The sequence below is a fragment of the Sphingomonas sp. TREG-RG-20F-R18-01 genome (assembly GCF_022662475.1).
GTDB lineage: Bacteria > Pseudomonadota > Alphaproteobacteria > Sphingomonadales > Sphingomonadaceae > Sphingomonas.
Genome location: NZ_JAKNQQ010000001.1, coordinates 681,593 through 708,584 on the forward strand (window position 1 = coordinate 681,593; position 26,992 = coordinate 708,584).

The window sequence follows — 26,992 nt, forward strand, 5'->3', positions numbered from 1 at the left end:
TCAGCCCTCCTGGCCGTCAGTCGCATCCACGGTCGCGACGTCGGAAGGCGTCTCGGCGGGAGCGGTGTCGTTGTTATTGGCGACCTGGCGGAGACCGGCGGGGTACGGCGCATCAGCGTGACGCGTGACCTTGACCGAGTCCTTGACGAGCAACCAGCCACCCTTCGAACCAGGGACCGAACCCTTGACGAAGATGAGGCCGCGCTCGACGTCGGTCGATACGATTTCGAGGTTCTGCTGGGTGCGGTTCTTGTTGCCCATCTGCCCGGCCATCTTCTTGTTCTTGAAGACCTTGCCCGGATCCTGGCGCTGACCGGTCGAACCGAGCGAACGGTGCGAGACCGAAACACCGTGAGTCGCCCGAAGACCGCCGAAGCCCCAACGCTTCATGCCGCCCTGAAAGCCCTTACCCTGGGTCACGCCCTGGATATCGACGATCTGGCCGGAAACATAGTGATCTGCCGAGATGGTCGCGCCGACTTCGAGAACAGCATCCTCGGCGACGCGGAATTCTGCGAGCTTCGCCTTGGGCTCGACTTCGGCCTTGCCGAAGTGGCCACGCTGCGGCTTGGCGACATTCTTCGCCTTCGCAACGCCGGCACCAAGCTGAACAGCAACATATCCATCACGGTCGGCCTCGCGAACGGCCACCACCTGTAGATTTTCCAGTGCCAGGACGGTTACGGGCACGTGGCGCCCATCGTCCTGGAACAAGCGGGTCATCCCCAACTTTTTCGCGATCACGCCAGTGCGCATGACCAATGCTCCAATCAGTGCAGAGGCACATCCCGGACCATTCCGGAACATGCGTGCTGGCCCCGACCGAAGCGTCTCGCCTCGATCGGAACCGGTTCAGCCCAAATTCTTTTATACTGCTGCCCCGACCCGGGCTGGTGCCCCCGCCGTGGCGGGAAACGTGTCGGGGGACGCAGACCCAGCCGAAGCTGGCGGTATCCCTATCAGGTCCGTTTTGGCGGACCGAATCTCTTGCGAAGCGCCGCTATTAGGCGAGCTTGATCTCGACGTCAACGCCTGCGGCGAGGTCGAGCTTCATGAGCGCATCGACCGTCTGCGGGGTCGGCTGAACGATGTCGAGCATGCGCTTGTAGGTGCGGACCTCGAACTGCTCACGCGACTTCTTGTCGATGTGCGGGCCGCGGTTGACCGTGAACTTCTCGATGCGCGTCGGCAAAGGAATGGGGCCACGGATGAGAGCGCCAGTACGGCGTGCGGTGTCGGCGATGTCGCCGGTCGCCTGATCGAGCACACGGTGATCGAACGCCTTAAGACGGATGCGGATATTGCTGTCCATAGTCCCTACCAATGCGAAAGAGCGGGCCCGTTACCGGGCGCTAGTTAGTTCTTTTAAAAACCGGAGGCGGGCCAATACAGGGCCCTCCATAAAAAGGCAACCGCCCGCGCCTCGATTTGAGGCACGGGCGGCAGCTTTTTTATAAAAGACGGTTAGGTCTTACTTGGCGATCGCGCTGACGATGCCCGAGCCGACCGTACGGCCACCTTCACGGATCGTGAAGCGCTGGCCAACGTCCATGGCGATCGGTGCGATCAGCTTGACGCCGAGGGCAACGTTGTCGCCGGGCATGACCATCTCGGTGCCCTCAGGCAGCTCGACCGTGCCGGTTACGTCCGTGGTCCGGAAGTAGAACTGCGGGCGGTAGTTGGCGAAGAACGGCGTGTGACGGCCACCCTCGTCCTTCGACAGCACGTACACTTCCGACTGGAAGTCGGTGTGCGGCGTGATCGAACCCGGCTTTGCCAGAACCTGGCCACGCTCGACTTCTTCACGACCGACGCCGCGGATCAGCGCGCCGATGTTGTCGCCCGCCTGGCCCTGGTCGAGCAGCTTGCGGAACATCTCGACGCCCGTGACGGTCGTCTTGCGGACTGCCGGGTGAATACCGACGATCTCGACTTCCTCGCCAACCTTGACGATGCCGGTCTCGACGCGGCCGGTGACAACCGTACCACGACCCGAGATCGAGAACACGTCCTCAATCGGCATCATGAACGGCTTGTCGAGCGGGCGCTCGGGCTGCGGCAGGTACGTGTCGACAGCCTGCATCAGCTTGAGGACGGCGTCATGGCCGATCTCGGGAGTGACGTCGTTGAGTGCTGCAACAGCCGAACCCTGGATGACCGGGATGTTGTCGCCGTCGAAATCGTACGACGAGAGCAGCTCGCGAATTTCCAGCTCGACGAGCTCGAGGATCTCGGCGTCGTCGACCAGATCGACCTTGTTCATGAACACGACCATCGTCGGCACGCCGACCTGGCGTGCGAGCAGGATGTGCTCGCGGGTCTGCGGCATCGGGCCGTCGGTTGCCGAGACGACGAGGATCGCGCCGTCCATCTGTGCCGCGCCGGTGATCATGTTCTTCACATAATCGGCGTGGCCCGGGCAATCGACGTGCGCGTAGTGACGTGCTTCGGTCTCATATTCGACGTGTGCGGTCGAGATCGTGATGCCGCGCTCGCGCTCCTCGGGAGCCTTGTCGATGTTGGCATAGCTGGTGAACGTGGCGCCACCGGTCTCAGCGAGCACCTTGGTGATCGCAGCCGTGAGCGACGTCTTGCCGTGATCGACGTGGCCGATCGTGCCGATGTTAAGATGCGGCTTGTTCCGCTCAAACTTTGCCTTCGCCATGATTTCCTACCTTATTGATCGTTTTCGGTTCGCCCGGAGCGCCACGCGAAGCGCGCCCCATAGCGAGAGTTTTTCGGTAGCGCCAGCCCTGACGCCCATCTCGGGCGTCAGGTTTGGTGCCTTAGGCCAGCTTGGCCTTCACTTCGTCCGCAACGTTCGCGGGAACTTCCTCGTAATGCGAGAACTGCATCGAGTAGTTCGCACGACCCTGCGTGAACGAGCGCAGCGCGTTCACATAGCCGAACATGTTCGCCAGCGGGACCATCGCGTCCACCGACTGCGCGTTGCCGCGCGTATCGGTGCCCTGGATCTGGCCACGGCGGCTGTTCATGTCGCCGATCACGTCACCGAGGTAATCCTCGGGCGTCACGACCTCGACCTTCATGATCGGCTCGAGCAGCTTGATCCCGGCCTTCTGCGCAACTTCACGCATTGCGCCGCGAGCACAGATTTCGAACGCCAGCGCCGACGAGTCGACGTCATGGTAAGCACCGTCATAGACGAGGATCTCGAAGTCGATGATCGGGAAGCCGACCAGCGAGCCCGTAGCCGCCGTCTCGCGGAAGCCCTTTTCGATCGCCGGGATATATTCCTTCGGAATATTACCGCCCTTGATCTCGTCCTTGAAGATGATGCCCGAACCGCGCTCGCCCGGCGTGACCTTGACCTTCACGCGACCGAACTGGCCGGTACCACCCGACTGCTTCTTGTGGGTGTAATCCACATCGACCGGCTTGCCGAGATATTCACGGTAAGCAACCTGCGGCGCGCCGACGTTGGCCTCGACCTTGAACTCACGCTTCATGCGATCGACCAGGATCTCGAGATGGAGCTCGCCCATGCCCTTGATGATCGTCTGACCCGATTCGGAGTCCGACGAAACGCGGAACGACGGATCCTCGCGGGCGAGACGATTGAGCGCGACGCCCATTTTCTCCTGGTCGGCCTTGGTCTTCGGCTCGACCGAGAGCTCGATCACGGGCTCGGGGAATTCCATCCGCTCGAGGATGATCGGAGCGTTCATCGCGCAGAGCGTGTCGCCCGTCGTCGTGTCCTTGAGGCCTGCGAGAGCGACGATGTCGCCCGCATATGCGATCTGGATATCCTCGCGCTCGTTCGCATGCATCAGCAGCATGCGACCGACCTTTTCCTTCTTGTCCTTGACCGAGTTCGTGACCTGCGACGCGGTCTCGAGCTTGCCCGAGTAGATGCGCGCGAAGGTCAGCGTCCCCACGAACGGATCGTTCATGATCTTGAACGCGAGTGCCGAGAACGGTGCCTCGTCCGACGACGGACGCTCATCCGGCGTAACGCCGTCGAGCTTGAGGCCCTGAATGGCCGGAACGTCGAGCGGCGACGGCAGATAGTCGACGACCGCGTCGAGCAGGGGCTGGACGCCCTTGTTCTTGAACGCCGAACCGCAGACGACCGGAACGAACGAGAAGTTGAGCGTGCCCTTGCGGATCAGCTTCTTCAGGTCGGCGGTCGAAGGCTCGTTGCCCTCGAGATACGCTTCCATCAGCGCATCGTCCTGCTCGACCGCCATCTCGATCAGGTCACTGCGATACTTCGCTGCCTTCTCGACGAGATCCTCGGGGATCTCGGCATATTCGAACTTCGCGCCGAGGCTTTCTTCGAGCCAGATGATCGCACGGTTCTCGACCAGATCGACGAGGCCCTTGAAGCCGCCTTCCATGCCGATCGGAAGATACAGCACAGCCGGACGCGCACCCAGGCGATCGATGATCGACTGAACGCAGAAATAGAAATCAGCACCGGTCCGGTCGAGCTTGTTGACGAAGCACATCCGCGGAACTTTATACTTCTCAGCCTGACGCCACACCGTCTCGGACTGCGGCTCAACGCCGGCAACGCCATCGAAACAGGCGACCGCACCGTCGAGCACGCGCAGCGAACGCTCGACTTCAATCGTGAAGTCGACGTGGCCGGGGGTGTCGATGATGTTGATCAGATGCTCTTCGCCCTTGCCTTCTTCGGCGCGCCATTTGCACGTCGTAGCGGCGGACGTGATCGTGATCCCGCGCTCCTGCTCCTGCTCCATCCAGTCCATCGTCGCGGTGCCTTCATGCACTTCGCCGATCTTGTAGGACTTGCCGGTGTAATAGAGGATACGCTCGGTCGTCGTCGTCTTGCCGGCGTCGATGTGCGCCATGATGCCGATGTTGCGATAGCGTTCCAGCGGATGGCTGCGGGCCATGATACTTCCTTACGAGTTAGAATACGGACTGAGCGCGCGAGCGATCAGGGGAAGAAGAGCTTGGCCATGACCGCCCCCGCCCCCAGCAGGGCAGCAGTAGCGGTCATCGCCTGAAAAATCATGGAACGCGGCATCAGCTCGCGTTCGCTGTCAAACTTCAAGCGCTCCGCGGCCAGCTTACCGGCTTCGGCCATGAGCTTGCGCGTTTCCGCTTCCAGACGGGCCGACTGCCGGTTGAGATCTTCGATCGACGGTTCCTCTACGGTCGCCATTCTCAAACCTCCACCGGCCTCCGACCAGTATATAAGAGCCTACCAGCGATAATGCGAGAAGGCGCGGTTGGCTTCGGCCATGCGGTGCGTGTCTTCACGCTTCTTGACCGCGTTGCCGCGATTGTTCGCCGCGTCCATCAGCTCACCCGACAGGCGGGCCGACATGGTGTTCTCGCTGCGCGCACGCGCGGCAGTGATCAGCCAGCGGATCGCCAGGGCCTGGGCGCGCTCGGGGCGAACCTCGACCGGGACCTGATAGGTCGCACCACCGACGCGGCGGCTGCGGACTTCGATGCCGGGCTTCACGTTGGTCAGCGCGTCATGAAAGACCGCGATCGGGTCCTTCTTGGCACGCGTCTCGACGGTTGCGAGCGCACCATAGACGATCAGCTCCGCGACCGACTTCTTGCCGTCGAGCATCACGCTGTTCATGAACTTGGAGAGAACCTCGTCCCCATACTGGGGATCCGGAAGAATGACCCGCTTTTCGGGCCGACGACGACGTGCCATATCAAAAACCTTTTCTAACTTCAGCCATAAGATGGTCGGCTATGAGAGCCGACCGGCTTACTTCGGACGCTTGGCGCCGTACTTCGAACGCGACTGGCGACGATCCTTGACACCCTGTGTATCGAGGACACCGCGCAGGACATGGTAGCGCACGCCGGGAAGATCGCGAACGCGACCGCCGCGGATCAGCACGACCGAGTGCTCCTGCAGGTTGTGGCCCTCACCCGGGATGTAGCTGATGACTTCGCGCTGGTTGGTCAGGCGAACCTTGGCCACCTTGCGCAGAGCCGAGTTCGGCTTCTTCGGGGTCGTCGTGTAGACGCGGGTGCAAACGCCACGCTTCTGCGGATTTGCTTCCATCGCAGGGACCTTGGACTTGGCCTTCTGCGGATCGCGGCCCTTGCGGACCAGCTGGTTGATTGTCGGCATTGAATCTCTTCACCTTGGATCGATGGTTACTTTGCTGGAGCCATCACGCCCCCCGAGAACAAATTTCGGGAATACAAAAAGGACCGTCAGGGACATATGCCCCCCGGGTCCTGGAATGCATCCAGCAATGTTCAAGCACTGTCCCGCAGGAAAACCTTCGGTCGAGCGGAGGTGCGCATACAGCGAGACGCGGATCGGGTCAACCGAGTCGCTTGACGCCCCCGCCGCCGCTAGCGCGCCTCCCGGGAGCTACTGGCCGACCTGCATGGGTCATCTTGCCTGTCCCTTTGCCGAACCCATGTCGCCCGATGTCGCGTGGACGGCGTACCCTTTGCGTGGCCATGCCAACAATCGAAACTTCGCCCCGCAGGCATCACAATACTCCATCTGGTCTATGATGGAATGACGGCCCCGTTCGCAGCGATTCAGTCAGCCGCGCGTTGAGCGATCGATGCGATGGTACCAGGGATGTTACAGATGGCGACGACCGGCAAATCGAACGAAGCGAGCAATCCCTGGCCTGCGATCGGGATGGAAGCCTGGGCGCTGAGCATGGAAGCCTCGGCCGTGATCGGACTGCGCGTCTTCCAGCGCATGATGGCGGGCCCCGGCGGCAACGCCGAAAGCGACGCCGAGGCGCATCGGATGATCGACGAGAAAATGGCGGCGGCCTGGCAGTTGCAGGTGGCGATGATGACCGGCGGCCTCGGCACGACCCCCGCCGTCGCCACCAAGAAGATCATTCGCCATTATTCCGGCAAGGTGCGCGCAAACCGGAAGCGGCTGGGTGGCTGACGGCGGCTCGATGCCATAGGCACGGTCGCTGGAACAAACGACGGTCGCATCCCCTCCCATCGTGCGGTACAGGGCAGCGGTGACATACGATCTTCTCATCGTCGGCGGCGGTATCAACGGCTGCGCGATCGCGCGCGAGGCGAGCCTGCTCGGCCTCAAGGTCCTTCTGGTGGAACGCGACGATCTCGCCGCGCATACCTCTTCGGCCTCGACCAAGCTGATCCATGGCGGATTGCGCTATCTGGAATATTACGAGTTCAAGCTGGTCGCCGAAGCGCTGCGCGAGCGCGAACGGCTGGTGAAGGCGGCGCCCCACATCATTCATCCGCTGCGCTTCGTGCTCCCGCATGAAAATCCCGTACGACCGTGGTGGATGGTGCGCCTCGGGCTGTACCTCTACGACTTTCTCGGCGGCAAGATGACGCTGGCGCGGTCGCGTGGGCTGCGCAAGACCGATACCGCCTTCACCGCACCTTTGAAGGGCGGGTCGAAGGGGTTCGTCTATTCCGATGCCTTCGTCGATGATTCGCGACTGACCGTGCTCAACGCGATGGATGCCGCTGCCAACGGTGCCGACGTCCGGGTCGGGGTCGCGCTCGACTCGGCGCGGCGCGAGGGGGATTTGTGGCAGGCTCATCTCTCCGATGGCAGCAGCGTCACCGCGCGCGGAATGGTCAATGCGGCAGGGCCGTGGGTCGCCCAGCTGCTTGGACGGCTCGGGGTCAATGCGGCTTCGGGCGTGCGACTGGTCAAGGGCAGCCACATCGTGGTGCCACGGCTGTACGACGGGGACCACGCCTACATTCTGCAGCAACCGGACCGGCGAATCGTCTTCGCGATCCCCTATCAGGACGGCTCTACCGAAATCGGCACCACCGACGTTCCGGTCGACAAGCCCGAGGACGCGGTCATCGACCAGGATGAGATCAGCTATCTGTGCGAGGCGGTAAATCGCCATTTCATCAAGCAGGTTACTCCGGCCGACGTGACCTCGACCTGGTCTGGCGTTCGCCCGCTCTACGACGACGGCGCAAGCGAGGCCAAGGCGGTTACGCGCGATTACGTGCTCGAGCTCGACACCAATGGCCCGACGCTGCTGTCGATCTTCGGCGGCAAGATCACCACCGCGCGGCATCTGGCGGAAGAGGCGATGGCGAAGCTTGCCGGGCCGATGGGGTTCGCCGCGCATCCGGTGACGCGGGCGCGCGTCTTCCCGGGCGGCGCCATCACTGAATTCCGCGCTTTCCTCGATCAGGTCCGCGCAACCTGGCCGTTCCTCGGGGAAGCGCGATCCGAGCGCATGGCGCATGCGTATGGCGCGATGCTTGCGGAAATGCTGGCCGGGGTGACGCGCGCCGCGGAGCTCGGGGCGGAACTCGGCGGCGGGCTGACAGAGATCGAGGCACGCTGGCTGCGGACGCGCGAATGGGCGCGCAGTGCGGACGACGTACTGTTAAGGCGCTCGAAGATCGGGCTGCATTTGAGTGACGCGGAGCGGACGGCGTTCGTCGCGGCGTGGGATGCGCTGGCGTAGGGCGTCTTTCGAACGGGAGCGGCCCTCCCCCGTCCCTTTGCCCTTCCCCGGCGAAGGCCGGGGCCCAGTCGAGATGGCCGAAGTAACAAAGCGCAGCCGCTCGCATTCTCCGGTTTCACTCCTGGGCCCCGGCCTTCGCCGGGGAAGCGCCTTAGGTCAGCATAACCAGTATAACCTGCGTTTAGGCGTCCCCTACTGGCGCTCCTCTAAGTGACCCCATAAGGCTGGCGTGATGACGACCGCCGCGCCCGACCGCATCCTTGCCGCGATCGGTCTTCGGCTCCTGTCCGTCGTCCTGTTCGCGATGATGAACGTCGTGATCAAACTGTCCGAACAGCATCGCGCGGCGCTCGGCGAGATCCTGTTCTTCCGCCAAGTGGGCGCGTCCCTTCTGATCAGCAGTATCGTGCTCTCCGGCCCCGGCTGGCGGTCGGTCGGGACGAAAAGGATCGGTACGCATATCTCGCGTGCAATTCTCGGGCTGACCGCGATGGCCTTCTCCTTCACCACGATCGTCACGCTGCCGCTTGCCGAAGCGACGACGCTCGGCTTCACCGTCCCGATCTTCGCGACGATCCTCGCCGCGCTGGCGTTGCGCGAAACGACCGGCTGGCACCGCTGGGGCGCGGTCATTGCCGGGTTCGCGGGCGTGCTGATCGTCGCGCAGCCGGGAAGCGCGCATTTCCCGCTGTGGGGCGCGGCGACCGGGTTGCTGGGCGCGTTCGGGACCGCGGCCGTCTCGATCCTGCTCCGGCAGATCACGCGGACAGAAACCGCGTTGACGACGGTATTCTGGTTCTCGACCCTGTCGCTGGTGCCACTATCGGTCGTCTATACGTTCGTAGCCCGCCCGCATCCGGTCGAGGTGTGGTTGCTGCTCGCTGTCGTCGGGCTGATCGGCGGCTTGGCGCAGCTGGCGATGACCTCGGCGCTCGGGCTCGGCCCGGTGTCGGTGGTGGTGCCGATGGACTATTCGTCGCTGCTATGGGCCACGGTGTTCGGCTGGCTGGTGTTCGGCACGCTCCCGAACGCGGCCTTGTGGATCGGCGCTCCCGTGATCGTCGCCAGTGGCCTCTACATTCTGTGGCGGGAGCGGGTGCGGCATGTCATCCGGACGCTCGAAGAGGTGCAGTAGCGGCGGTCGTGAATTACGCACCGACAGCCCGCCGGTCCCCGCCTGTTCGTTTCCAGCGTCGTCGAGAAACCTGCGCTGTGCCGGGTTTTCTGACTAGGCTTAAAACGAAGCGTTGGGATGCCGTTCAACCGCGACATCGGATACCGGAGCGATCCGCCGTAGCACGGTCGAGTCGACTATCGCCGGCACGGCACCCGCCGCACGGCCAACCCCTATCAGCCTGAGCGGAACACCAGCATCAGGTTGTTCGCCGGCATCTCGATGAGCCGGTCGCGGACGAACCCGTGCCCCGCCGCGACCTGTTCGATCGATTCGACCTGTCGCAGCCCCCAGCGCGGATCGCGTACGCGCAGCGATTCGTCGAAGGTGAGGTTGCTCGGTGCGGTCGTCACGTCGCGCTGGAGGAACGGGCCGTAAAGGATCAGCGGCGCCCCCGGCGCGAGCAGCCGCACGGCCCCCGCGAGCAGCCCGAGCGTCGCATGCCACGGGCTGATATGGACCATGTTGATGCACAGCACCGCATCCGCCCGTTCGATCGGCCATTCCGGCGCAGCGGCATCGAGGTCGAGCGGTGGCGCGACGTTGGCGATGCCCGCGCACCATGCTGCGATCGAGCGCAGCGCCGCGGGGTCGGGGTCGCTCGGCTGCCAGTCGAGCGCGGGGAATTCCTGCGCGAGATAGGCGGCATGCTCACCCGATCCGCTCGCTACTTCGAGCACGACGCCCGCCGCTGGCAGGATCTCGCGCAGCACGTCGGCGATTGCCATACGGTTGCGGAGCGTGGCGGGGGCATGACGGCGTTCTCCCCCCTCCGCCTCTGCCGGAATCCACGGTGCCGGATCGCTCACGCGCGGGCCGCCGCGAGCAACCGCGTCGCGCGCTGGTACATTTCGATGCGTTGCGTGGCGAACATCCCCAGCGTCAGCGCGCCGAGCGTATCGATCACCAGCCCGACGTCGAAATGCAGCGCCGCCCCCTCGGTCTGCGCGACCGTCTTGATCGCGATGAGCACGACGATGAGCGCAAGCGCCCACAAGGACGCGCGTTGTCGCAGCTCGTGCGTCTCGGGATCGACATGGATTTCCATCGTCTTGCCGCGCTGCCAGCCGAGCCCCGCGCCGACCAGCAGCGCAATGGCGGCCAGTCCCCAGCCAAGCGCCGTCGGCGGGCTGCGATAGAAAAGCATCCCGACGACGGCCGCGTAGATCGCCGGCACGACCCACAATTGCTCGATCTTGAGCGGCCGCAGCCTGGTCATCCGTCGTGCACGAAGGCCGAACACGACGAGGAAGATCGCGATCGGGATCGCATATTGCAAAATCCCGTGCGGTTGCGCGTCGTGTACCGGCATCGTTTTCCCCCGTTATTCGGCCGCTTGGGCCAGCCCCGGCTCCTTCCATACCAGCACCGGCTTGCGTGCCGCCAGCGTTTCGTCAAGCCGGCTGCGCGGCGCGAAGTGCGGTGCACTCTTGAGGCTGACGTCGCCCGCCTTCGCCCGCTCCGCGACCGAGCGCAAAGCGGCAACGAACTGGTCGATCGCGGCCTTCGATTCGGTCTCGGTCGGCTCGATCAGCATCGCGCCGTGGACGACCAGCGGGAAGTACATCGTCATCGGATGGAACCCCTCGTCGATCAGCCCCTTGGCGATATCGATCGTCGAGAAACCGGCGGCCAGGCCGTTATCCGAGAACAACGCTTCATGCATGCACGGCCCCGACGCTCCGAACGGTGCGTCGAGCGTCGTGTCGAGGCTGCGTAAGATGTAGTTCGCGTTGAGCACCGCATCCTCGGCGACCTGCCGCAGGCCATCCGCGCCGTGGCTGAGAATGTAGGTCAATGCCCGCGTAAACATGCCCATCTGGCCATGAAACGCGACCATCCGGCCGAACGCGTGCGGGTGATCGTCGCCCGCGGTCTCTTCCTCGATCAGCGCGAAATGGCCATCGGCCTGCTTGGCGACGAACGGCAGCGGGCCGAACGGGGCCAAGGCTTCGGACAGCACGACCGGGCCCGAGCCGGGGCCGCCGCCGCCGTGCGGGGTCGAGAAGGTCTTGTGCAGGTTGATGTGCATCGCATCGATGCCGAGATCCCCCGGCCGCACGCGCCCGACGATCGCATTGAAGTTCGCGCCGTCACAGTAAACGTAGCCGCCCGCCGCATGGACCGCGTCCGAAATCGTCCGCATGTCGCGCTCGAACAGGCCGCAGGTGTTCGGGTTGGTGATCATCACCCCCGCCACGTCCGGCCCGAGCCGCGCGATCAGCGCCTGTGTATCGACGCGGCCTTCGGCGGTCGCAGGGATATCCTCGACCTGATAGCCCGCGAACGCCGCGGTCGCCGGGTTGGTGCCGTGCGCGCTCTCGGGGACGAGGATGATCTTGCGATGCCCCTCGCCCTTGGCTTCCAACGCAGCGCGAATCGCCAGCACGCCGCACAGCTCGCCATGCGCGCCCGCCTTGGGGCTCATCGCGACGCCATGCATGCCGGTCAGCGTGATCAGCCAGGTGGCGAGCTCATGGATGACGCCGAGCGCGCCCTGCACGCTGTCGATCGGCTGGAGCGGGTGGATGTCCGCGAAACCGGGGAGCCGCGCCATCTTCTCGTTGAGCCGCGGATTGTGCTTCATCGTGCACGAGCCGAGCGGGAAGAAGCCGAGGTCGATCCCGTAATTCTGGCGCGACAGGCGGGTGTAGTGGCGCACGGTCTCTGGCTCGGACAGGCCGGGGAGACCGATCGGGGTGGTGCGGAACAGACCGGCGAGGCGATCCGCGCTCCCCTCCCCTTCAGGGGAGGGGCTGGGGGTGGGGGTGGGGGGAGACTCACCGAGACCAGCGCCTGGTACAGCCCCACCCCAACCCCTCCCCTGAAGGGGAGGGGCTTCAGCGAAATCGACGCCAGTAGTCTCGGTATCACCAATCTCGAAGATCAGCTCCTCTTCCAGCATCAACGCCTTGTTGCCGGTAACCGTCGGGGACGCCTTGCCCCCGGAAACGGGCGCTTCGGGGCGCCATCCGCTTGCGTTGATGCTCATGCCAGGATCTCCTCGAGCGCTGCCGCCAGCGTTTCCACATCTTCTGCCGACGTCGTCTCGGTCACCGCGACGACGAGTCCGTTGGCGAGGCCATCCTCACCGGGATACAACCGCCCGAGCGACACGCCCGCCAGGATCCCGCGATCAGCCAGCGTCCGCACCACCGGGCGCGCCTCGACCGGCAGCTTAAGCGTGAATTCGTTGAAGAAAGCGGGCGTGACCAGTTCGACGCCAGCAACCTTGCTCAACCGCTCCGCCGCCGCGACCGCGCCGCGATGGTTGATCTGCGCCAGAGTCCGCAGTCCCTTCTCGCCCAGCAACGTCATGTGGATCGAAAAGGCCAGCGCGCACAGCCCCGAGTTGGTGCAGATGTTCGACGTCGCCTTCTCGCGCCGGATATGCTGCTCGCGCGTCGACAGCGTCAGCACGAACCCGCGCCGACCATCCGCGTCCAGCGTCTCGCCGCACAGGCGACCCGGCATCTGGCGAACGTATTTGTCCTTGCACCCGAACAGCCCGACATAGGGCCCGCCGAACTGCAACCCGACGCCAAGCGACTGCCCTTCGCCGACGACGATATCCGCGTCCATCTCCCCCGGCGACTTGATCGCGCCCAGCGCGACCGGCTCGGTCACGACCGCGATCAGCAGCGCCTTGTTGGCATGGCACGCGTCGGCGAGCGGGGTGAGGTCCGCGATCCGCCCGAGAATGTCGGGATATTGCACGACGACGCACGACGTATCCTTGTCGATCGCGCCGATCAGCGTCTCGAGATCGGTCTCGGCGCTGAGCGTCGGCGTGGCGCTTTCGAGCAGATCGCCCGTGAACTTGGCCATCGTCTTCGCGACTGAGACATAATGCGGATGGAGCCCCGACGACAGGATCGCCTTGCCGCGCTTGGTGATCCGCCGCGCCATGCCGATCGCTTCCCAGCAGGCGGTCGAGCCGTCGTACATCGATGCGTTCGCCACGTCCGTGCCGAGCAGCCGCGCGACTTGCGTCTGGAATTCGAACAGCATCTGCAGCGTGCCCTGCGCAATCTCGGGCTGGTACGGCGTATAGGCGGTCAGGAACTCGCCACGCTGGATCAGGTGATCGACCGAAGCCGGGACATGATGCTTGTACGCGCCGCAACCGAGGAAGAACGGCGCTTCCCCCGCGGTCAGGTTCTTGCGCGCGAGCGCGGTCATGTGGCGTTCGACCGCCATTTCGCTGGCGTGCATCGGCAGGCCGTGGATCGGCCCGCCGAGCCGCGCGGCTTCGGGGACGTCGACGAACAGATCGTCGATCGTCGCCACGCCGATCACGCCGAGCATCGCGTCGCGGTCAGGCTGAGTCAGGGGGAGATAACGCATCACTTATACTCCTCCCCTCTCCTTCAGGGGAGGGGCCGGGGGTGGGGCCGTGCCGCGAGTGGAGCGCCCGCGGAGAGGCCCCACCCAACCCCTCCCCGGCAGGGGGAGGGGTCAGTTCAGATCACAGCTTCGCGACGAACGCCTGGTAGGCGACCTCGTCCATCAACTCGCCGAGCTCATCGCTGTCGCTCAGCGTCAGCTTGAAGAACCAGCCGTCGCCTTCGGGATCCTCGTTGACCAGACCTGGCGTGTCGGCGAGCGCCGCGTTGCCATCGATCACCGTGCCCGAGACCGGCGAATAGACGTCCGATGCGGCCTTGACCGATTCGACCACTGCGGCTTCGTCGCCCTTGGTCAGTTCCTTGCCCTCTTCAGGCACGTCGACGAACACGATGTCGCCGAGCTGGCTCTGCGCATATTCGGTAATGCCGACGATGCCGATGTCGCCATCGACATCGACCCATTCATGATCTTCGGTAAAATAACGGCTCATCACTTGCCTCCGGTTCGGACGTAGCGGTGGGGGATAAACGGCATTGCGGTGACGGTCGCCTGATGGACCTTGCCGCGTTGCGCGAGTTGAATCGTGGTGCCGGCAACCGCCAGCGCGGTCGGGACATAGGCCATGGCGATCGGCGCACCGACGCTCGGCGCGAACCCGCCCGAGGTGACGCGGCCGACTTCCGAGCCCTGATCATCGAGCACTGCCGCACCCTCGCGTACCGGCTGGCGCCCTTCGACCAGCAAGCCGACACGCTTGATGATCGCGCCCGACTCGCGCTCGGCGAGAATGCGCGGCGCACCCATGAAGTCGCCCGCCTCGCGGCGGCGCTTCGACAGCGCAAACCCGAGATCCGCCTGGACCGGCGTCGTCTCGGGGTCGAGATCATGACCATAGAGCGGCAAGCCCGCCTCGAGCCGGAGCGAATCGCGTGCGCCAAGGCCGATCGGCTTGACCTCGGGCTCGGCGGTGAGCGCATCGGCGAGCGCCTCGACATTCTCGGCAGGCACCGAAATCTCATACCCGTCCTCGCCGGTGTAACCCGAGCGGCTGATCCACAGCGGCACGCCGTTCCACTCGAACGCACCCGCGGTCATGAACACCAGCGCTTCGACGCCCGGCACCAACCGCGCGAGCGCGTCGACCGCCTTGGGCCCCTGCAGCGCAAGCAGCGCCTGGTCTTCCATATGGTTGAGCGCGATGCCGTCGGGCAGATATTCGAGCAGATGCGCGATATCGTCGATCTTGGTCGCGCCGTTGACGACCATGTAATAACCCTGGATGTCGAATGGGTTGGCGTCCGGCAGATGCGTGACCATCAGATCGTCGAGGATGCCGCCATCCTCCGCCAGCAGCAGCGAATAACGCTGCTTGCCCTGCCCCAGCCCGGCGACATCGGCCGGCAGCACCGCTTCGAGCGCGGCGACGACGTCTGCGCCCTCTTCCGAGCGGAACACCAATTGCCCCATGTGGCTGACGTCGAACAGCCCCGCCGATTCGCGCACCCACAGATGCTCGGCCATGATGCCTTCATATTGGACGGGCATTTCGTAGCCCGCGAACGGCACCATCCGGCCACCCCGCGCGCGATGCCACGCATCGAGCGGGAGCTGCTCGATCGCAATCTCGTCGGCTTCGGTCTCGTATGGGTCGAGGTCGCTCATGTTGGTCTTCCGCAAGAGGTCAACGGCGCGCCATGGCGCCGGAACGCCGTGATGTGCCGCCCCCTCTGTCACGGAACCTGAGAGCTTTCACGGAACCACATGGTCCGCTTACCCCTTCGGTGGCGCTCGCCCACAGGGCAGCGCGCTTTCCAGAGTGTCGAGTCGATCCGCGCGGTCCGGTTGCCTGAGAGATTCCGGGGCGGTTGCTCCTTCGGCGGTCCGAGTTACCCCGGACGCTCTCCCGCGCGTACCCTTGACGGTTGCCCGTCAACGACGCGGCTGGTTTGCCGCGCCGCAACAGGCAAGTCAACGAGAAGGCTTAGCGCGTCGCGTTATATTTGAGATGTTCGTCGGTCAGCTGGAAGCCGACCAGCGCCTCGAAGCTCGCGCGCAGCACCGCCTGGCGGATCTCGGGACGGCTGAGCGGGTCGGTCGCGGCGTCCTCGTCGCCCGCCTTGCGCTTCTCGGTCAGCTTCTTGCGGACGTCATCGGGCAGCGTCGCAGCCGCGCGCGAGACGCTCGCGGTCCCCGTCCCCTGCGCCGCAGCGCGGGCCTGTCCGGCATCAAAATGCAGCGTCACGCGACCGACGCGCTTGGCGACCACGGCGGTGCCGCCCTGCACGACCGTGACGAAATACGGCAGCGTCACGTCACGCGGTGCATCGGTGCGGACCCGGCGGCCCTCGACCGAGAAGGTCACCTTGGTGAGCACGTCGGTGCCGGAGTCGTCGCAGGTCGAGCGGACGTTGGTCAGCACCGCCGTGAGGTCGATCGCATTGGCGTCGCGGCTTGCGGGTGGGTCGAACATCGTGACGTCACCCGTTGCTGCAGGCACCCCGACCGCGGGGCAGGCATTGCGGACGGCCGTGATGCCGCCGGACGCGTCGAGCTCCCCGGTATGGGCGCAGCCGCCGAGCAGGATCGCACCGCCCGCACTGAACGCGATTGCGGCGATGGCTGATTTCCGGATGGTCACGGGGGCACGCACCTTATCATGCAAAAGGGATCCACACCCGAACGGCGCGGCATGGACGTCCCGCTTCATAGGAAGCGGCTTTCGCGCACGCAAGCAATCGCGTAGTGTCGGCACCGCATGAGTACCCCCGTCGCAAAGCCGCCGCTCGACCTGATCATCGCCGCGCCGCGTGGCTTTTGCGCTGGCGTCGACCGGGCGATCCAGATCGTCGAGCTCGCGCTGCAGAAATTCGGGGCGCCGGTCTATGTGCGTCACGAGATTGTCCACAACCGCTTCGTCGTCGACCAGTTGCGCGACCGGGGCGCGGTCTTCGTCGAGGAGCTGGACGACGTGCCGGACGGCGTGCCGGTGGTGTTTTCCGCGCATGGCGTGCCCAAGGCGGTGCCGGACAAGGCGACCGAGCGCGGCCTGGAATTTCTCGATGCGACCTGTCCGCTGGTGTCCAAGGTCCACCGCCAAGCGGAACGGATGGTCGCGCTGGGCCGCCACATCGTCTTCATCGGCCACCGCGGCCACCCCGAAGTCATCGGCACGTTCGGTCAGGTGCCCGACGGCGCCATGACGCTGGTGGAGACCGTGACCGACGCCGAGCGCTATGCCCCGACCGATCCGGCCAACCTCGCCTTCCTGACCCAGACGACGCTGTCGATGGACGATACCGCCGATGTCGTCGCCGTCCTCAAGCGCCGCTTCCCGGCGATCCAGGGCCCGCCCGGCGAGGACATCTGCTACGCCACCGCCAACCGCCAGGCGGCGGTCAAGGCGATCGCACGGCAATGCGACGCGTTGCTCGTGATCGGCGCGCCCAATTCGTCCAACTCGGTACGGCTGGTCGAAGTCGCCGAACGCGAAGGCACCCCCGCCCGGCTGATCCAGCGCGCCGCCGAGCTCGACTGGCAGTTCCTTACCGGTGTCCGCACGCTCGGCCTCACAGCGGGCGCGTCCGCGCCGGAAGTGCTGGTCCGCGAGCTGGTCGACCGGCTCGCCGAACGCTTCACCGTGACCGAGCGCGAGGAAGCGACGAAGCGCGAGACGGTCTCGTTCAAGCTACCCCGCGGCCTCGACGTCGCGGCCTGAACCATGGCGGTATACACGCATGTCTCGGCCGAGGCGCTCGGCCAGTTCCTCCTCGGGTTCGACTGCGGCACGCTCGTCTCGGCCAAGGGCATTGCCGAAGGGGTCGAGAACACCAACTATCTGGTCGACACGACGACCGGCCGGTTCATCCTCACGCTCTACGAAAAGCGCGTCGACAGCGGCGACCTGCCCTTCTTCCTCGCCTTGCTCGACCATCTCGCGGCCCGCGGCAATCCGGTCCCGCCCGCGATCAAGAACCGGGCGGGCGACTCGATCCACCAGCTGGAGGGCCGCCCCGCCTGCCTGATCCAGTTCCTCCCGGGCGTATCGATCTCCCACCCGACCGCCGGCCAGGCGCGGGCGGCCGGCGCCGCGATGGCGACGATGCACGCGGGGCTCGGTGACTTCCCGCTCACCCGCCCCAACACCATGGGGGTCGGCAGCTGGCAGCCGCTATTCGAGCGGTGCGGACATAGCCTCGAGGCGATCGCGCCGGGATTGTACGACACGCTCGGCTTCGCGCTCGATGCGGTGGTGCGCCGCTGGCCGGGCGACTCCCTCGATCGATGCGCGATCCACGCCGATCTGTTTCCCGACAATGTGCTGATGCGCGGCGATACCGTATCGGGGCTGATCGACTTCTATTTCGCCTGCAGCGACATCCGCGTCTTCGACCTGGCGATCATGGATACGGCCTGGTCGTTCGACGCCACCGGAGCGCAGTTCGATGCCGGAATCAGCGCGGCGCTGCTGGCCGGCTATGGCAGCCGCTTCGCGTTGAGCGCGGAAGAAACCGCGCACTTTCCGACGCTTGCAAGCGGTGCCTGCATCCGCTTCGCACTGTCGCGCGCGTGGGACTGGCTCAACACCCCCGCGGACGCGCTGGTGACGCGAAAAGATCCGCTCGCCTACGTCCGGCGGCTGTCGCATTATGCGCCGGAGCTGGCTAAGCGGACGCGATGACCGACGCTCCTTCTCCGCTCACGCCGCCCGAACTCACCAAGGTCGAAATCGCCACCGATGGCGCCTGCAAGGGCAACCCTGGCCCCGGCGGCTGGGGCGCGCTGATCCGTAGCGGCGGGACCGAGAAGGAACTGTCGGGCGGCGAGAAACTGACCACCAACAACCGCATGGAGCTGATGGCCGCGATCGAGGGCCTGCGCGCGCTGAAACGCCCGTGCCGCGTGACGCTGTCGACCGACAGCCGCTACGTGATGGATGGCCTGACCAAGTGGATCAAGGGCTGGCAGAAGAACGGCTGGAAGACCGCCGCTAAGCAGCCGGTCAAGAACGCGGAGCTGTGGCAGGCGCTGCTCGACGCCGCCAAGCCGCACCGGATCGACTGGGTGTGGGTCAAGGGCCATGCCGGGCACCCCGACAACGAACGCGCCGACCGATTGGCGAGCGATGCCGCGGTGCTGGCGGGGCGGCGCGGATAACGGGACGGGCATCGCTGACGAACGCCGGCCATGTCCGATCTGGATGATCTGGAGCTGTCTGCTTTTTCAATGTTTTATGCGGATATCCTGACCCAGAATCACCAGAAGTGCGCATCATGCGCGCTCCTGCGGCACAGGCGTCGCCAGTTGCTGGCGATCGGAAGGTTAGGCGAAAGCTAGGGGTAGACGGCAATGTCAAAGAGCGGACCCGACCGGTAGCAGAAAGCGCGCCTGTAGGACACGGGACGTCGCCACCCGGCCGGTCCCCATGCCTACAGCACCTGACTAGGCGGAACGCGGGAACGGCCCGTCAAAGCCAACGATCAGATTGCCCTTTTCTGGAACATTGGACCAAGCTGCGCTCAGCGCATCAATCCTGACGCGTATCGCCTCAATCTCTTGCTTCGATACAGGAGCGACCGCATGACCGCTGGCCGCACAGCCATGTTCATACATTGCGATGGCGTCGGAGGCACTGACCCTCCCGCTCCACATTTCGGCTTGGAAGGTCTCGACGAGCCGCTCGATTGCATCAGCCACCGCATCGCCTTGGGTCGAAAAACTCGCCGGTTGGCCTTCCCGTAACAAAGATAGGAAACCGCGATGCGGCACCACGCTCTCGACCGCATAGTGGATCATATCGTGGGGGATGATGCCCTGTTTCGGGCATTGAATCGTCTCGAGGGGTAAGCCGCTACGCTCGATTTGGAGATGATCGTACTTCCCAGTGCCTTTTGTAAACGTGAGATGCACTCATCAGTCTCCTTGCGTTTGCAATCCAGCAACGTCCGCCGCGCGTGGCAAGACCGGCGGCTAACGCCCATTTGCAGACATTTCCCGGGTATGGGAGGATGCCGCATGAAGACTTCTTCGCTCGCGGTACTTGTATCGGCAGCTCTGCTCGGCAATGCCTCAGCCCGAAGCGCGCCATCGGGAGGAAGGCCCTTCGAGGTTACCGTGGTAGATTTGCAGGGATGCGCTATCGCTCAGGGCGACCTTCTTTTTAGCCCCTCTGAGTTTCGACTCGTAGCGACGCGTGAAATGGACACCAGACGTCGCATTCTGGTGCATCGGGGCCGGGATGTGCAGCAGGGCTGCATGTCGAAGGCAGTGCGTTCGTTAAGAAGGGCTGGCTTTGCTGACATTCGTCTGATGCCGACCAAGAGCATGTGAGCGGCTGGCAACGTCCGCTTGCCACCACCTATCGTCGTTCCGAGTTCGATCCGAACCCCGCATCGCCCGAAAGCCGAGCGGCTGCTATCGGATCGAAAAGCGGACCGGCAAAAATCGCCCACTTACGGTCGTTCACGTGGGCAATAAAAGAGGGATCGGGCCGTCGCTCAATTTACTGAAGATTGCCAGCAGCAGGGATCGTTAGATCGCGCGCGGAAATAAGGGCCTGGCCTCTGGTTGTGATCCGAACTTTTCGAGAGCCGGTTCGGTTTTCCGGCGATCAACATCATAAAGTGCTGCTTGATCGGCTGCGAAGTTTCCGACAGCAGCCGTCGCATCCTCGCGTCGTACAGATCGGGAGAATCGGCGGCACGCCGATGAACCATTGTCCAGGAACCGAACTCACGTAGCGGTATCATACAATCTTTAAGCAGGCGAAGATGATGGTGCCGACCGTCAGCCCGGATGCGCGCAAAGGCAGCTGTCACGCCTTCAGGGGAGCCTTCTATCACTTGAAGGAAGTGCATTCCATCGGACCACAGAAGCCCTGTAATGCCGTCTAACGCATTGTTATGCCGAGACTGTTCTAGGATGCCGGCAAGATCGGCTCCGTCGCCGGGGACCGTACTGACGCTAACATACAGTATTTGCTGCGTCGGCGCGACAAATGTCGCTGAGGTTGCTTTCATCGCTCGCCTTAGACTGCAAGCGAAAGCTATCCCGGCTCTCGGTCGTCATCCTGCTCGCGGCATGATCGGTGACGATATGAGAGCGGTACCACGGATATTTAAATATTGTCGCAGTATGATCGATTTGCTGAACGGAAACTGTTTGTCGACCGGCTGGTCGCATCGGCAGGTTGTATTCGATGACGCTGTTGACGGTCGCGCCGCCAGCACGTCCGTTCATACTGAGAATGAAGCTTAGCCTAGCGTTTCGCCAACGGCAGCATCCCACCACACCCGGCCATTCCGCCACGCTCTCGAACGCTGACAAAGCGCGCCGCGCAGCGCCGATAGCACCTCCATTCGACCGCGAGCGGCGCCACGGCAAACCGCCCCCCCCGCGTCCTGGAACGACGGCGCGGCCCGCTAATCCGCCACCGGGAGCAACCACCGCCGCGCTGGCGTGTTCAGCCTTCCCCATGCCGGATCCCTTCGGCAGGACATTGCAAGCGAGGCACCAATGGTTTCAGCGAACGAACTGGCAGACGCCCTTGATGCGGCGCGCGTCGCGGCGCGCGCCGAATACCGGCAGGCCGTGATCGCGCTGGCCGGTCGCGAAGCCGCCAAGGACGCCGGGCCGGACCGCGCGCCCGCGGATGTCGATCGCCTGCATCATGCGCGGACGCGAGTGATCGCCCTGGATGCCGCGCGGGACGAACTGTCGCAGATGATCGACGAAGGCGCGCCCCTCATCGGCGACTGACGCGCCGCGCGCTCCGTCCGCCAGCAGACGCCGACGGAACGCCCGGGATCACGTCCCGCGGGCGAACCGCTCCGGCGCGTATCGCCGCGCATCGATCCCGGCGATGCTCGCCTCCGGCGTCCGCCGCAGCAACAGCGCCGCAGCCAGCGCCGCCGCGGCGGGTGCGGTCTGGATGCCGAAGCCGCCCTGCCCCGCGCACCAGAAGAACCCCGGTGCATCGGGCGCAAAGCCGTAGACGGGCAGTCGGTCCGGCGCAAAGCTGCGCAGGCCTGCCCACCGGCGCTCCACCCCGGTCACGCGCCAGTCGACGACTCGCTCGAACCGGTCGATCGCGGTGGCGACGTCGATCTCCTCGGGCTGGACGTCGCCTGCGTTGGTGGCGGTCTCGTCATGCGGGCTCAGCCAGATCTTCCCGCCCGCTTCGGGCTTGAAGTAGAAGTCCCCGCCAATCCCGACGACGTGCGGTAGCGCGTCGGGCGCGACCGGATCGGTGGCGAGCTGCACCATGGTGCGGCGATAGGCGGTGATGCCGAGCGGCGCGACGCCCGCCATCCGCGCCACGTCGTCCGCCCAGGCGCCGGCGGCGTTGACGATCACCCGCGCGCGAAACGGCCCCGCGCTCGTCTCGAGCAACCAGCCATCGCCGCGCCGCGCGACGGCCGCGAGCCGTGCGGACACCACCAGCTGCGCGCCGGCGCGGCGTGCCAGCGCGAGATAGTGCGCATGCAGGGCCGCGACGTCGATGTACGTGCTGCTCTGCTCGAGCACGCCCAGCACCCAATCCGGGCGCAGGCCGGGGACCAGGACCTGCGGGTCCACCCGCTCCAGCGCGACTCCGCTCCCGTCGAATTCCGCAAGGAACGCGTCGATCGCCGCGCGATCCGTGGCACGGCCGATGTGGAGCGACCCGAGTGCCTGCAGGAACCCGCCGTCGTGCAACGCCGGACCGGACGCCGTGGTCAGCGGCTGCACACCGGGACCGCCGTAGGTTTCGGACCAGAACGCCGCGGATCGCCCGGTTGCGTGATAGCCCGGCAGGTCCTCCGCCTCCAGCAGCAGGACCGCGGCGTGCGGCGCGACCATCGCCGCCAGGCTTGCGCCCGCCATGCCGGCACCGACGATCGCCACATCATACTGCATCGCCGGGTCAGCCCCGCGCATGGGTTGCGAGGAACGTGTCGATCGCGCCGATCGCGCGGTTTCGCACCGCATCGGCCTCGCGCAGGATCTCGTGCGCCGATTCGGGCCCGAAACGCACCACCGTGCTGTTGGGCAAGGTGGCCGCCATCGCGGCGGCGACCGGGGTCGATACCAGCTGGTCGGCATCGGCGAGCAGGAACAGCAGCGGGACGCTCATCGTCGCCAGTCGCGGATCGGCGCGCAACCGCCGGGTCGAGGAAAATGCCTGGGCCAGCCAGCGCCAGCTCGGCGGGCCGAGCAGCAGTTCCGGCCGAGTCGATTGCCAGAAGATCTCGTCCTCATACCGGGCGGGATCGTGCGTGAGCAGCGTCTGGCGGGTCTCGGTCGTTGCCGGGCGCTCGTTCCCGCGCCATGCCGGTCGCGCCGGATCGCCCAGGCGTGGCATCAGCGCCGCGACCTTTTCGCCGAGCAACTGGCCGACCGGGCTATGCAGTCCCAGCATCGGCGCGACGAGCACCGCAGCATCCGGTTCCGCCGCCCCCTCCGTCAGTGCCCGCAACAGCAGGTGCCCCCCCATCGAATGGCCGATCGCGACGTGCGGGCCCGACGCCGCCCCGGAGCGCTGCGCGACCCACTCCGCCCAGAAGGCGCGGAAGTCGTCGATATAATGCTTGAAGTCATCGACATGGCCGACGTGCGTGTCCTTCGCCAGGCGCCCGGAGCCACCCTGCCCGCGCCAGTCGAACGATGTCACCGACCATCCCTGCGCCTGCCAGTAAGCGAAGGTTTCCAGATATTTCTCGAACACGTCGCCACGCCCGCCCTGGAACAGCAGGCGACCGCGCGGCGTGCCCGTCGCGGGCCAGTCGAACCGGCGGAGCATCCATCCGTCCGGCGCTTTCCAGGCGGTAATCCGCGCAGCCGCGGGAATCGCGCGCCGGTACAATTGGGGGGAGACCATGCGACATGGTTACGTTTTCGAAAGGCACGCCGTCTAGGACTTTCCCGCATGGGTGGGGCTTCTCTTACGCCGATGGTGCTGATCGCACTGGTCGCATTGCTGGTTTCGGCCGGTATCCAGGACGCGCGCACGCGCGAGATCGGCAATGGGAAAAACATCGCGATCGCGCTGCTCGCCCCCGTGTGGTGGTGGATCAACGGCCTTTCGCCGTGGCCCGACATGGGGCTCCAGCTGGGCATCGCGATGCTGGTCTTCGCGGCGTTCGTGGCGGCGTTCCATTTCGGCTGGATGGGCGGGGGCGACGTCAAGATGATCGGCGCGCTGGCCCTGTGGCTGCCGCTCCAGCCGCTCGTGTCGATGCTGATCCTGATGTCGCTGTTCGGCGGCGTGCTCACGCTGCTGATGCTGGTCGACCGCGCGGTCCGTCGGCGCAGCGCGCCAATCGAGGTTCCGTACGGCGTGGCGATCGCCATCGCTACACTCTTTGTACTGCGTGAACCGCTTTTTAACCACCTTGGTGGGAATGCTTAACGCGGGCTCAACCGCCCGTGTTCGAGAGGTCGGAAATGGATAGTCGTAAGATCCTTCTGCTGGTGGGAGCGCTGATGATCGCAGCGATCACGGCATTTATGGCGAGGTCGCTGATCGTCGGCAGCGCCACGCCGCAATCCGCCGCGATGACGGTCGTCGCCGCTGCACCCGATGGACCCGACGTGCTGGTCGCGACCAAGGCGTTGCCCGTCGGCACGATCCTCGACGCGACCTCGCTGCGGTATCAGCCGTGGCCGAAGGAGCTCGTCCAGAACGTCTACTTCATCAAGAAGGCGGGCTTCGACCCGAAGACGCTGCAGGGCACCGTGGTGCGCAACGCGATCACCGCCGGGCAGCCGCTGACCCAGGGCGCGCTGGTCAAGCCGGGCGATCGCGGTTTCCTTGCCGCTGCGCTCGGGCCTGGCATGCGTGCCGTCACGGTGCCGGTCCAGGCGAACACCAGCGTCGCGGGCTTCGTCTTTCCGGGCGACCGGGTCGACCTGATCCTGACGCAAAGCGTTGCCGGTGGCGGCGACGGTCCCCCGCTGAAAGCGGCGGAGACGATCATGCGCAACCTGCGCGTGCTCGCCACCGACCAGCGCACCGACAATGCGGCGGGCGAGGACGGCAAGACCGTCGTGAAGACCTTCTCCAACGTCACGATCGAGGCGACGCCTCGGATCGCCGAACAGATCGCCGTCGCGCAGACCGTCGGCGCGCTGTCGCTGTCGCTCCGCTCGATCGCCGACAACAGCACCGAACTCGAACAGGCGATCGCCAGCGGCAACGTTTCGATGCCCGACGATCCCAAGGCGGAAAAGGCGATGCTGACGCGGATCGCCAGTTCGCCGTCGGGCGGCAGTTCCTCGCTCGCCACCGGCGCGGACGTGTCGCGGTACCAGCGCCGCACCGTGCCGGGCAAGGCGCTCGAGCAGATGGGCGGCATGGGCGGCATGGCCGGCGGGTCCGCCGCGCCGCAAGCCGCATCGGCCTTCCCGGGCGGCGCGGTCAGCGTCGGGCCGCTGGTCCGGGTCGCACGAGGCAATACGGTGACGGACGTCGCCGTTGGGGGGAAGAAGTAAATGCGTAGCGTTTCCACGTCGTTCGGCTGGTCACTGGCCGTCGCCCTGGTCGCGGTCAGCGTCGGCACCCTGCCCGCCGCCGCCCCGGCGCAGACCACCGCCGGCACGCCGGTGTTCCAGGTCAATACCGGTCGGGGCCGGCTCGTCACGCTCGTCCGCCCGATGAGCGACGTGTTCGTCGCCGACGACAAGATCGCCGACGTCCAGGTCCGCTCGCCGACCCAGCTCTACATCTTCGGGAAGGGCGCGGGCGAAACGACGATTTCGGCCACCAGCAAGAGCGGGGCGGTCGTCTATTCGGCGACCGTGCGGGTCGGCAACAATTTCGACTCGATCCAGCAGATGCTGAGCCTGGCAATGCCCGAGGCGAAGATCGTCGCGACGCCGATGAACGGGATCGTGCTGCTGACGGGCACCGTCGCCGCACCGGAAGATGGCGCGGAAGCGACGCGGCTGGTGCAAGCGTTCGTGGGGGACGGCACCAAAGTGCTCTCGCGGCTTGGAACGGCGACGCCGTTGCAAGTGAATCTGCAGGTCCGCATCGCCGAAGTCAGCCGCAGCTTCGTCAAGAACCTCGGGGTGCACCTGAGCAGCTACGATGGCACCAACGGGTTCAAGTTCGGCGTCTCGCAAGGTCGCGAGGCGTCCACGCAATACGCCCCGAGAGGCGGCCTGTTCACCGGCGGCACCACCGCGACCGCTGGGCAGAGCCTGTTGACGGGTCTCGCCGGCAGCACGACGTTCGGCGCGGCAGGCAAGCTGTTCGGGCTCGACCTCATCTCGGCGCTCGATATCGGTGAAACCGACGGACAAGTCTCGACGCTCGCCAACCCGAATATCACGGCGTTGTCGGGCGAGACCGGGTCGTTCCTTGCCGGCGGCGAGATCCCCATCCCGCTGAGCCAGGGGCTGGGTGCCGTGTCGGTCGAGTTCAAGCAATATGGTGTCAGCCTTTCCTATACGCCGACGGTGTTGGCGGACGGCCGGATCTCGCTCCGCGTCCGCCCGGAGGTGTCTCAGCTCACGTCGGACGGTGCCGTACAGATTTCGGGGACGACGATCCCGGCGCTGACCACCCGCCGCGCCGAGACGACGGTCGAGCTCGGGTCGGGCCAGAGCATGATGATCGCCGGGCTGCTCCAGAACAGCCATAACAATACCATCACCAAGGCGCCCGGCGTCGGCGATGTCCCGATCCTCGGCGCGCTGTTCCGGTCGAACGCGTTCCAGCGCAACGAGACGGAACTCGTCATCGTGGTCACGCCGTATCTGGTGAAGCCGGTCAATGCGAACGACATCGTGCTGCCGACCGATGGCGTGAAGGCCCCGACCGATCTCGACCGCGTTCTGTTCGGCCAGCTCGGCGGCGGGCAGACCGGCGGGGAACGGCCCAAGCCGACGCTCGCACCGACTGGCGTGGCGCATCCGGCGTTCGGCGGTACGACGCCGAGCCCCGGCCCGCAGGACCAGCCGCGTGACGGCGCGGTCTCGGCGCTTCCCGCGGACCCGCCGCGCAGCAGCGGTTCCGGCAAGCGGGGCGCGACGGCCGCCCCCGGTTTCAGCATCAATTGAGGGC

General features: G+C 65.4%; 28 protein-coding genes and 1 riboswitch. Of the genes, 10 read left to right on the forward strand and 18 right to left on the reverse strand.

The features are described from left to right. The 7 genes from rplC to rpsL all read right to left on the reverse strand — a co-directional run bounded on the left by rplC (position 1) and on the right by rpsL (position 6,094). Positions 1 to 756, reverse strand: coding sequence for a 50S ribosomal protein L3 (rplC, locus tag L8K25_RS03525; protein WP_010164588.1), 756 nt, complete (start codon positions 754 to 756; stop codon positions 1 to 3). A 247-nt stretch (positions 757 to 1,003) separates the two neighbouring features. Then, on the reverse strand, positions 1,004 to 1,312 hold the full coding sequence (gene rpsJ / locus L8K25_RS03530; RefSeq protein WP_007406109.1) for a 30S ribosomal protein S10: 309 nt from the start codon (positions 1,310 to 1,312) through the stop codon (positions 1,004 to 1,006). Between the two features lie 159 nt (positions 1,313 to 1,471). Continuing rightward, entirely contained in the window at positions 1,472 to 2,665 is a 1,194-nt protein-coding gene (gene tuf / locus L8K25_RS03535; protein WP_242137512.1) for an elongation factor Tu, read from the reverse strand. Positions 2,666 to 2,786: 121 nt separating this feature from the next. Continuing rightward, positions 2,787 to 4,883 (reverse strand): elongation factor G, encoded by a 2,097-nt coding sequence (gene fusA / locus L8K25_RS03540; RefSeq protein WP_242137513.1) that lies wholly within the window; start codon positions 4,881 to 4,883, stop codon positions 2,787 to 2,789. Positions 4,884 to 4,927: 44 nt separating this feature from the next. Continuing rightward, a complete protein-coding gene (locus L8K25_RS03545) occupies positions 4,928 to 5,155 on the reverse strand; it encodes a hypothetical protein (RefSeq protein WP_242137514.1) in 228 nt (75 codons plus the stop codon). 39 nt (positions 5,156 to 5,194) lie between these two features. Next, positions 5,195 to 5,665, reverse strand: coding sequence for a 30S ribosomal protein S7 (gene rpsG / locus L8K25_RS03550; RefSeq protein WP_010164592.1), 471 nt, complete (start codon positions 5,663 to 5,665; stop codon positions 5,195 to 5,197). Positions 5,666 to 5,722: 57 nt separating this feature from the next. Further along, positions 5,723 to 6,094 carry a 30S ribosomal protein S12 gene (gene rpsL, locus L8K25_RS03555; RefSeq protein WP_010164594.1) on the reverse strand — a complete coding sequence of 124 codons (372 nt, stop codon included), beginning with the start codon at positions 6,092 to 6,094 and terminating at the stop codon, positions 5,723 to 5,725. A gap of 477 nt (positions 6,095 to 6,571) precedes the next feature. Here rpsL and L8K25_RS03560 point away from each other — a divergent pair, with 477 nt between their 5' ends. The 3 genes from L8K25_RS03560 (at position 6,572) to L8K25_RS03570 (ending at position 9,558) form a co-directional block, all read left to right on the forward strand. Next, entirely contained in the window at positions 6,572 to 6,889 is a 318-nt protein-coding gene (locus L8K25_RS03560) for a hypothetical protein (RefSeq protein ID WP_242137515.1), read from the forward strand. Positions 6,890 to 6,968: 79 nt separating this feature from the next. Continuing rightward, the gene (gene glpD, locus L8K25_RS03565) at positions 6,969 to 8,423 is read left to right on the forward strand and encodes a glycerol-3-phosphate dehydrogenase (RefSeq protein WP_242137516.1); all 1,455 of its coding nucleotides are present in this window, start codon (positions 6,969 to 6,971) and stop codon (positions 8,421 to 8,423) included. A 232-nt stretch (positions 8,424 to 8,655) separates the two neighbouring features. Next, positions 8,656 to 9,558 carry a DMT family transporter gene (locus L8K25_RS03570; RefSeq protein ID WP_242137517.1) on the forward strand — a complete coding sequence of 301 codons (903 nt, stop codon included), beginning with the start codon at positions 8,656 to 8,658 and terminating at the stop codon, positions 9,556 to 9,558. 215 nt (positions 9,559 to 9,773) lie between these two features. Here the strand turns inward: L8K25_RS03570 and L8K25_RS03575 are convergent, their stop codons facing one another. The 7 genes from L8K25_RS03575 to L8K25_RS03605 all read right to left on the reverse strand — a co-directional run bounded on the left by L8K25_RS03575 (position 9,774) and on the right by L8K25_RS03605 (position 16,585). Further along, positions 9,774 to 10,406 carry a DUF938 domain-containing protein gene (locus L8K25_RS03575; protein WP_347341136.1) on the reverse strand — a complete coding sequence of 211 codons (633 nt, stop codon included), beginning with the start codon at positions 10,404 to 10,406 and terminating at the stop codon, positions 9,774 to 9,776. Further along, on the reverse strand, positions 10,403 to 10,909 hold the full coding sequence (locus L8K25_RS03580) for a CcdC protein domain-containing protein (RefSeq protein WP_242137518.1): 507 nt from the start codon (positions 10,907 to 10,909) through the stop codon (positions 10,403 to 10,405). The genes L8K25_RS03575 and L8K25_RS03580 overlap by 4 nt, the downstream gene beginning before the upstream one ends. 12 nt (positions 10,910 to 10,921) lie before the next feature. Further along, the gene (gene gcvPB, locus L8K25_RS03585) at positions 10,922 to 12,589 is read right to left on the reverse strand and encodes an aminomethyl-transferring glycine dehydrogenase subunit GcvPB (protein WP_242137519.1); all 1,668 of its coding nucleotides are present in this window, start codon (positions 12,587 to 12,589) and stop codon (positions 10,922 to 10,924) included. Continuing rightward, positions 12,586 to 13,944: an aminomethyl-transferring glycine dehydrogenase subunit GcvPA gene (gcvPA, locus tag L8K25_RS03590; RefSeq protein WP_242137520.1), complete on the reverse strand. Its 1,359-nt coding sequence runs from the start codon at positions 13,942 to 13,944 to the stop codon at positions 12,586 to 12,588. Before gcvPA ends, gcvPB begins: the two co-directional genes overlap by 4 nt. 121 nt (positions 13,945 to 14,065) lie before the next feature. After that, positions 14,066 to 14,437, reverse strand: coding sequence for a glycine cleavage system protein GcvH (gene gcvH, locus L8K25_RS03595; RefSeq protein WP_242137521.1), 372 nt, complete (start codon positions 14,435 to 14,437; stop codon positions 14,066 to 14,068). After that, positions 14,437 to 15,609, reverse strand: a complete 1,173-nt coding sequence (gene gcvT, locus L8K25_RS03600) for a glycine cleavage system aminomethyltransferase GcvT (protein ID WP_242137522.1) — start codon at positions 15,607 to 15,609, stop codon at positions 14,437 to 14,439. Before gcvT ends, gcvH begins: the two co-directional genes overlap by 1 nt. A 162-nt stretch (positions 15,610 to 15,771) precedes the next feature. Next, positions 15,772 to 15,863: riboswitch (glycine riboswitch) on the reverse strand. 65 nt (positions 15,864 to 15,928) lie between these two features. Further along, positions 15,929 to 16,585: a hypothetical protein gene (locus tag L8K25_RS03605; RefSeq protein WP_242137523.1), complete on the reverse strand. Its 657-nt coding sequence runs from the start codon at positions 16,583 to 16,585 to the stop codon at positions 15,929 to 15,931. A 117-nt stretch (positions 16,586 to 16,702) separates the two neighbouring features. On the opposite strand from L8K25_RS03605, the gene ispH reads away from it, so the two are divergent. The 3 genes from ispH to rnhA are packed head-to-tail and all read left to right on the forward strand — an operon-like array spanning position 16,703 to position 19,101. Continuing rightward, positions 16,703 to 17,662 (forward strand): 4-hydroxy-3-methylbut-2-enyl diphosphate reductase, encoded by a 960-nt coding sequence (gene ispH, locus L8K25_RS03610; protein ID WP_242137524.1) that lies wholly within the window; start codon positions 16,703 to 16,705, stop codon positions 17,660 to 17,662. A 3-nt stretch (positions 17,663 to 17,665) separates the two neighbouring features. Continuing rightward, positions 17,666 to 18,625 carry a homoserine kinase gene (gene thrB / locus L8K25_RS03615; RefSeq protein ID WP_242137525.1) on the forward strand — a complete coding sequence of 320 codons (960 nt, stop codon included), beginning with the start codon at positions 17,666 to 17,668 and terminating at the stop codon, positions 18,623 to 18,625. After that, on the forward strand, positions 18,622 to 19,101 hold the full coding sequence (gene rnhA / locus L8K25_RS03620) for a ribonuclease HI (protein ID WP_242137526.1): 480 nt from the start codon (positions 18,622 to 18,624) through the stop codon (positions 19,099 to 19,101). The genes thrB and rnhA overlap by 4 nt, the downstream gene beginning before the upstream one ends. A gap of 285 nt (positions 19,102 to 19,386) precedes the next feature. Here the strand turns inward: rnhA and L8K25_RS03625 are convergent, their stop codons facing one another. Both L8K25_RS03625 and L8K25_RS03630 read right to left on the reverse strand, forming a co-directional pair. Beyond that, positions 19,387 to 19,854, reverse strand: a complete 468-nt coding sequence (locus tag L8K25_RS03625) for a hypothetical protein (RefSeq protein WP_242137527.1) — start codon at positions 19,852 to 19,854, stop codon at positions 19,387 to 19,389. Positions 19,855 to 20,441: 587 nt separating this feature from the next. Next, the gene (locus L8K25_RS03630; protein WP_242137528.1) at positions 20,442 to 20,963 is read right to left on the reverse strand and encodes a BLUF domain-containing protein; all 522 of its coding nucleotides are present in this window, start codon (positions 20,961 to 20,963) and stop codon (positions 20,442 to 20,444) included. 496 nt (positions 20,964 to 21,459) lie between these two features. Here L8K25_RS03630 and L8K25_RS03635 point away from each other — a divergent pair, with 496 nt between their 5' ends. Next, positions 21,460 to 21,702 (forward strand): hypothetical protein, encoded by a 243-nt coding sequence (locus tag L8K25_RS03635; RefSeq protein ID WP_242137529.1) that lies wholly within the window; start codon positions 21,460 to 21,462, stop codon positions 21,700 to 21,702. Positions 21,703 to 21,750: 48 nt separating this feature from the next. Here the strand turns inward: L8K25_RS03635 and L8K25_RS03640 are convergent, their stop codons facing one another. Further along, on the reverse strand, positions 21,751 to 22,842 hold the full coding sequence (locus L8K25_RS03640; protein WP_242137530.1) for an FAD-dependent oxidoreductase: 1,092 nt from the start codon (positions 22,840 to 22,842) through the stop codon (positions 21,751 to 21,753). A gap of 7 nt (positions 22,843 to 22,849) precedes the next feature. Further along, positions 22,850 to 23,803 carry an alpha/beta hydrolase gene (locus tag L8K25_RS03645; RefSeq protein ID WP_242137531.1) on the reverse strand — a complete coding sequence of 318 codons (954 nt, stop codon included), beginning with the start codon at positions 23,801 to 23,803 and terminating at the stop codon, positions 22,850 to 22,852. Positions 23,804 to 23,851: 48 nt separating this feature from the next. Here L8K25_RS03645 and L8K25_RS03650 point away from each other — a divergent pair, with 48 nt between their 5' ends. The 3 genes from L8K25_RS03650 to L8K25_RS03660 are packed head-to-tail and all read left to right on the forward strand — an operon-like array spanning position 23,852 to position 26,988. Then, positions 23,852 to 24,334 (forward strand): prepilin peptidase, encoded by a 483-nt coding sequence (locus L8K25_RS03650; RefSeq protein ID WP_242137532.1) that lies wholly within the window; start codon positions 23,852 to 23,854, stop codon positions 24,332 to 24,334. Positions 24,335 to 24,369: 35 nt separating this feature from the next. Continuing rightward, positions 24,370 to 25,416 carry a Flp pilus assembly protein CpaB gene (cpaB, locus tag L8K25_RS03655; RefSeq protein WP_242137533.1) on the forward strand — a complete coding sequence of 349 codons (1,047 nt, stop codon included), beginning with the start codon at positions 24,370 to 24,372 and terminating at the stop codon, positions 25,414 to 25,416. Continuing rightward, complete coding sequence (locus tag L8K25_RS03660; protein ID WP_242137534.1) at positions 25,417 to 26,988, forward strand: type II and III secretion system protein family protein; 1,572 nt, start codon at positions 25,417 to 25,419, stop codon at positions 26,986 to 26,988. Positions 26,989 to 26,992: the final 4 nt, after the last annotated feature.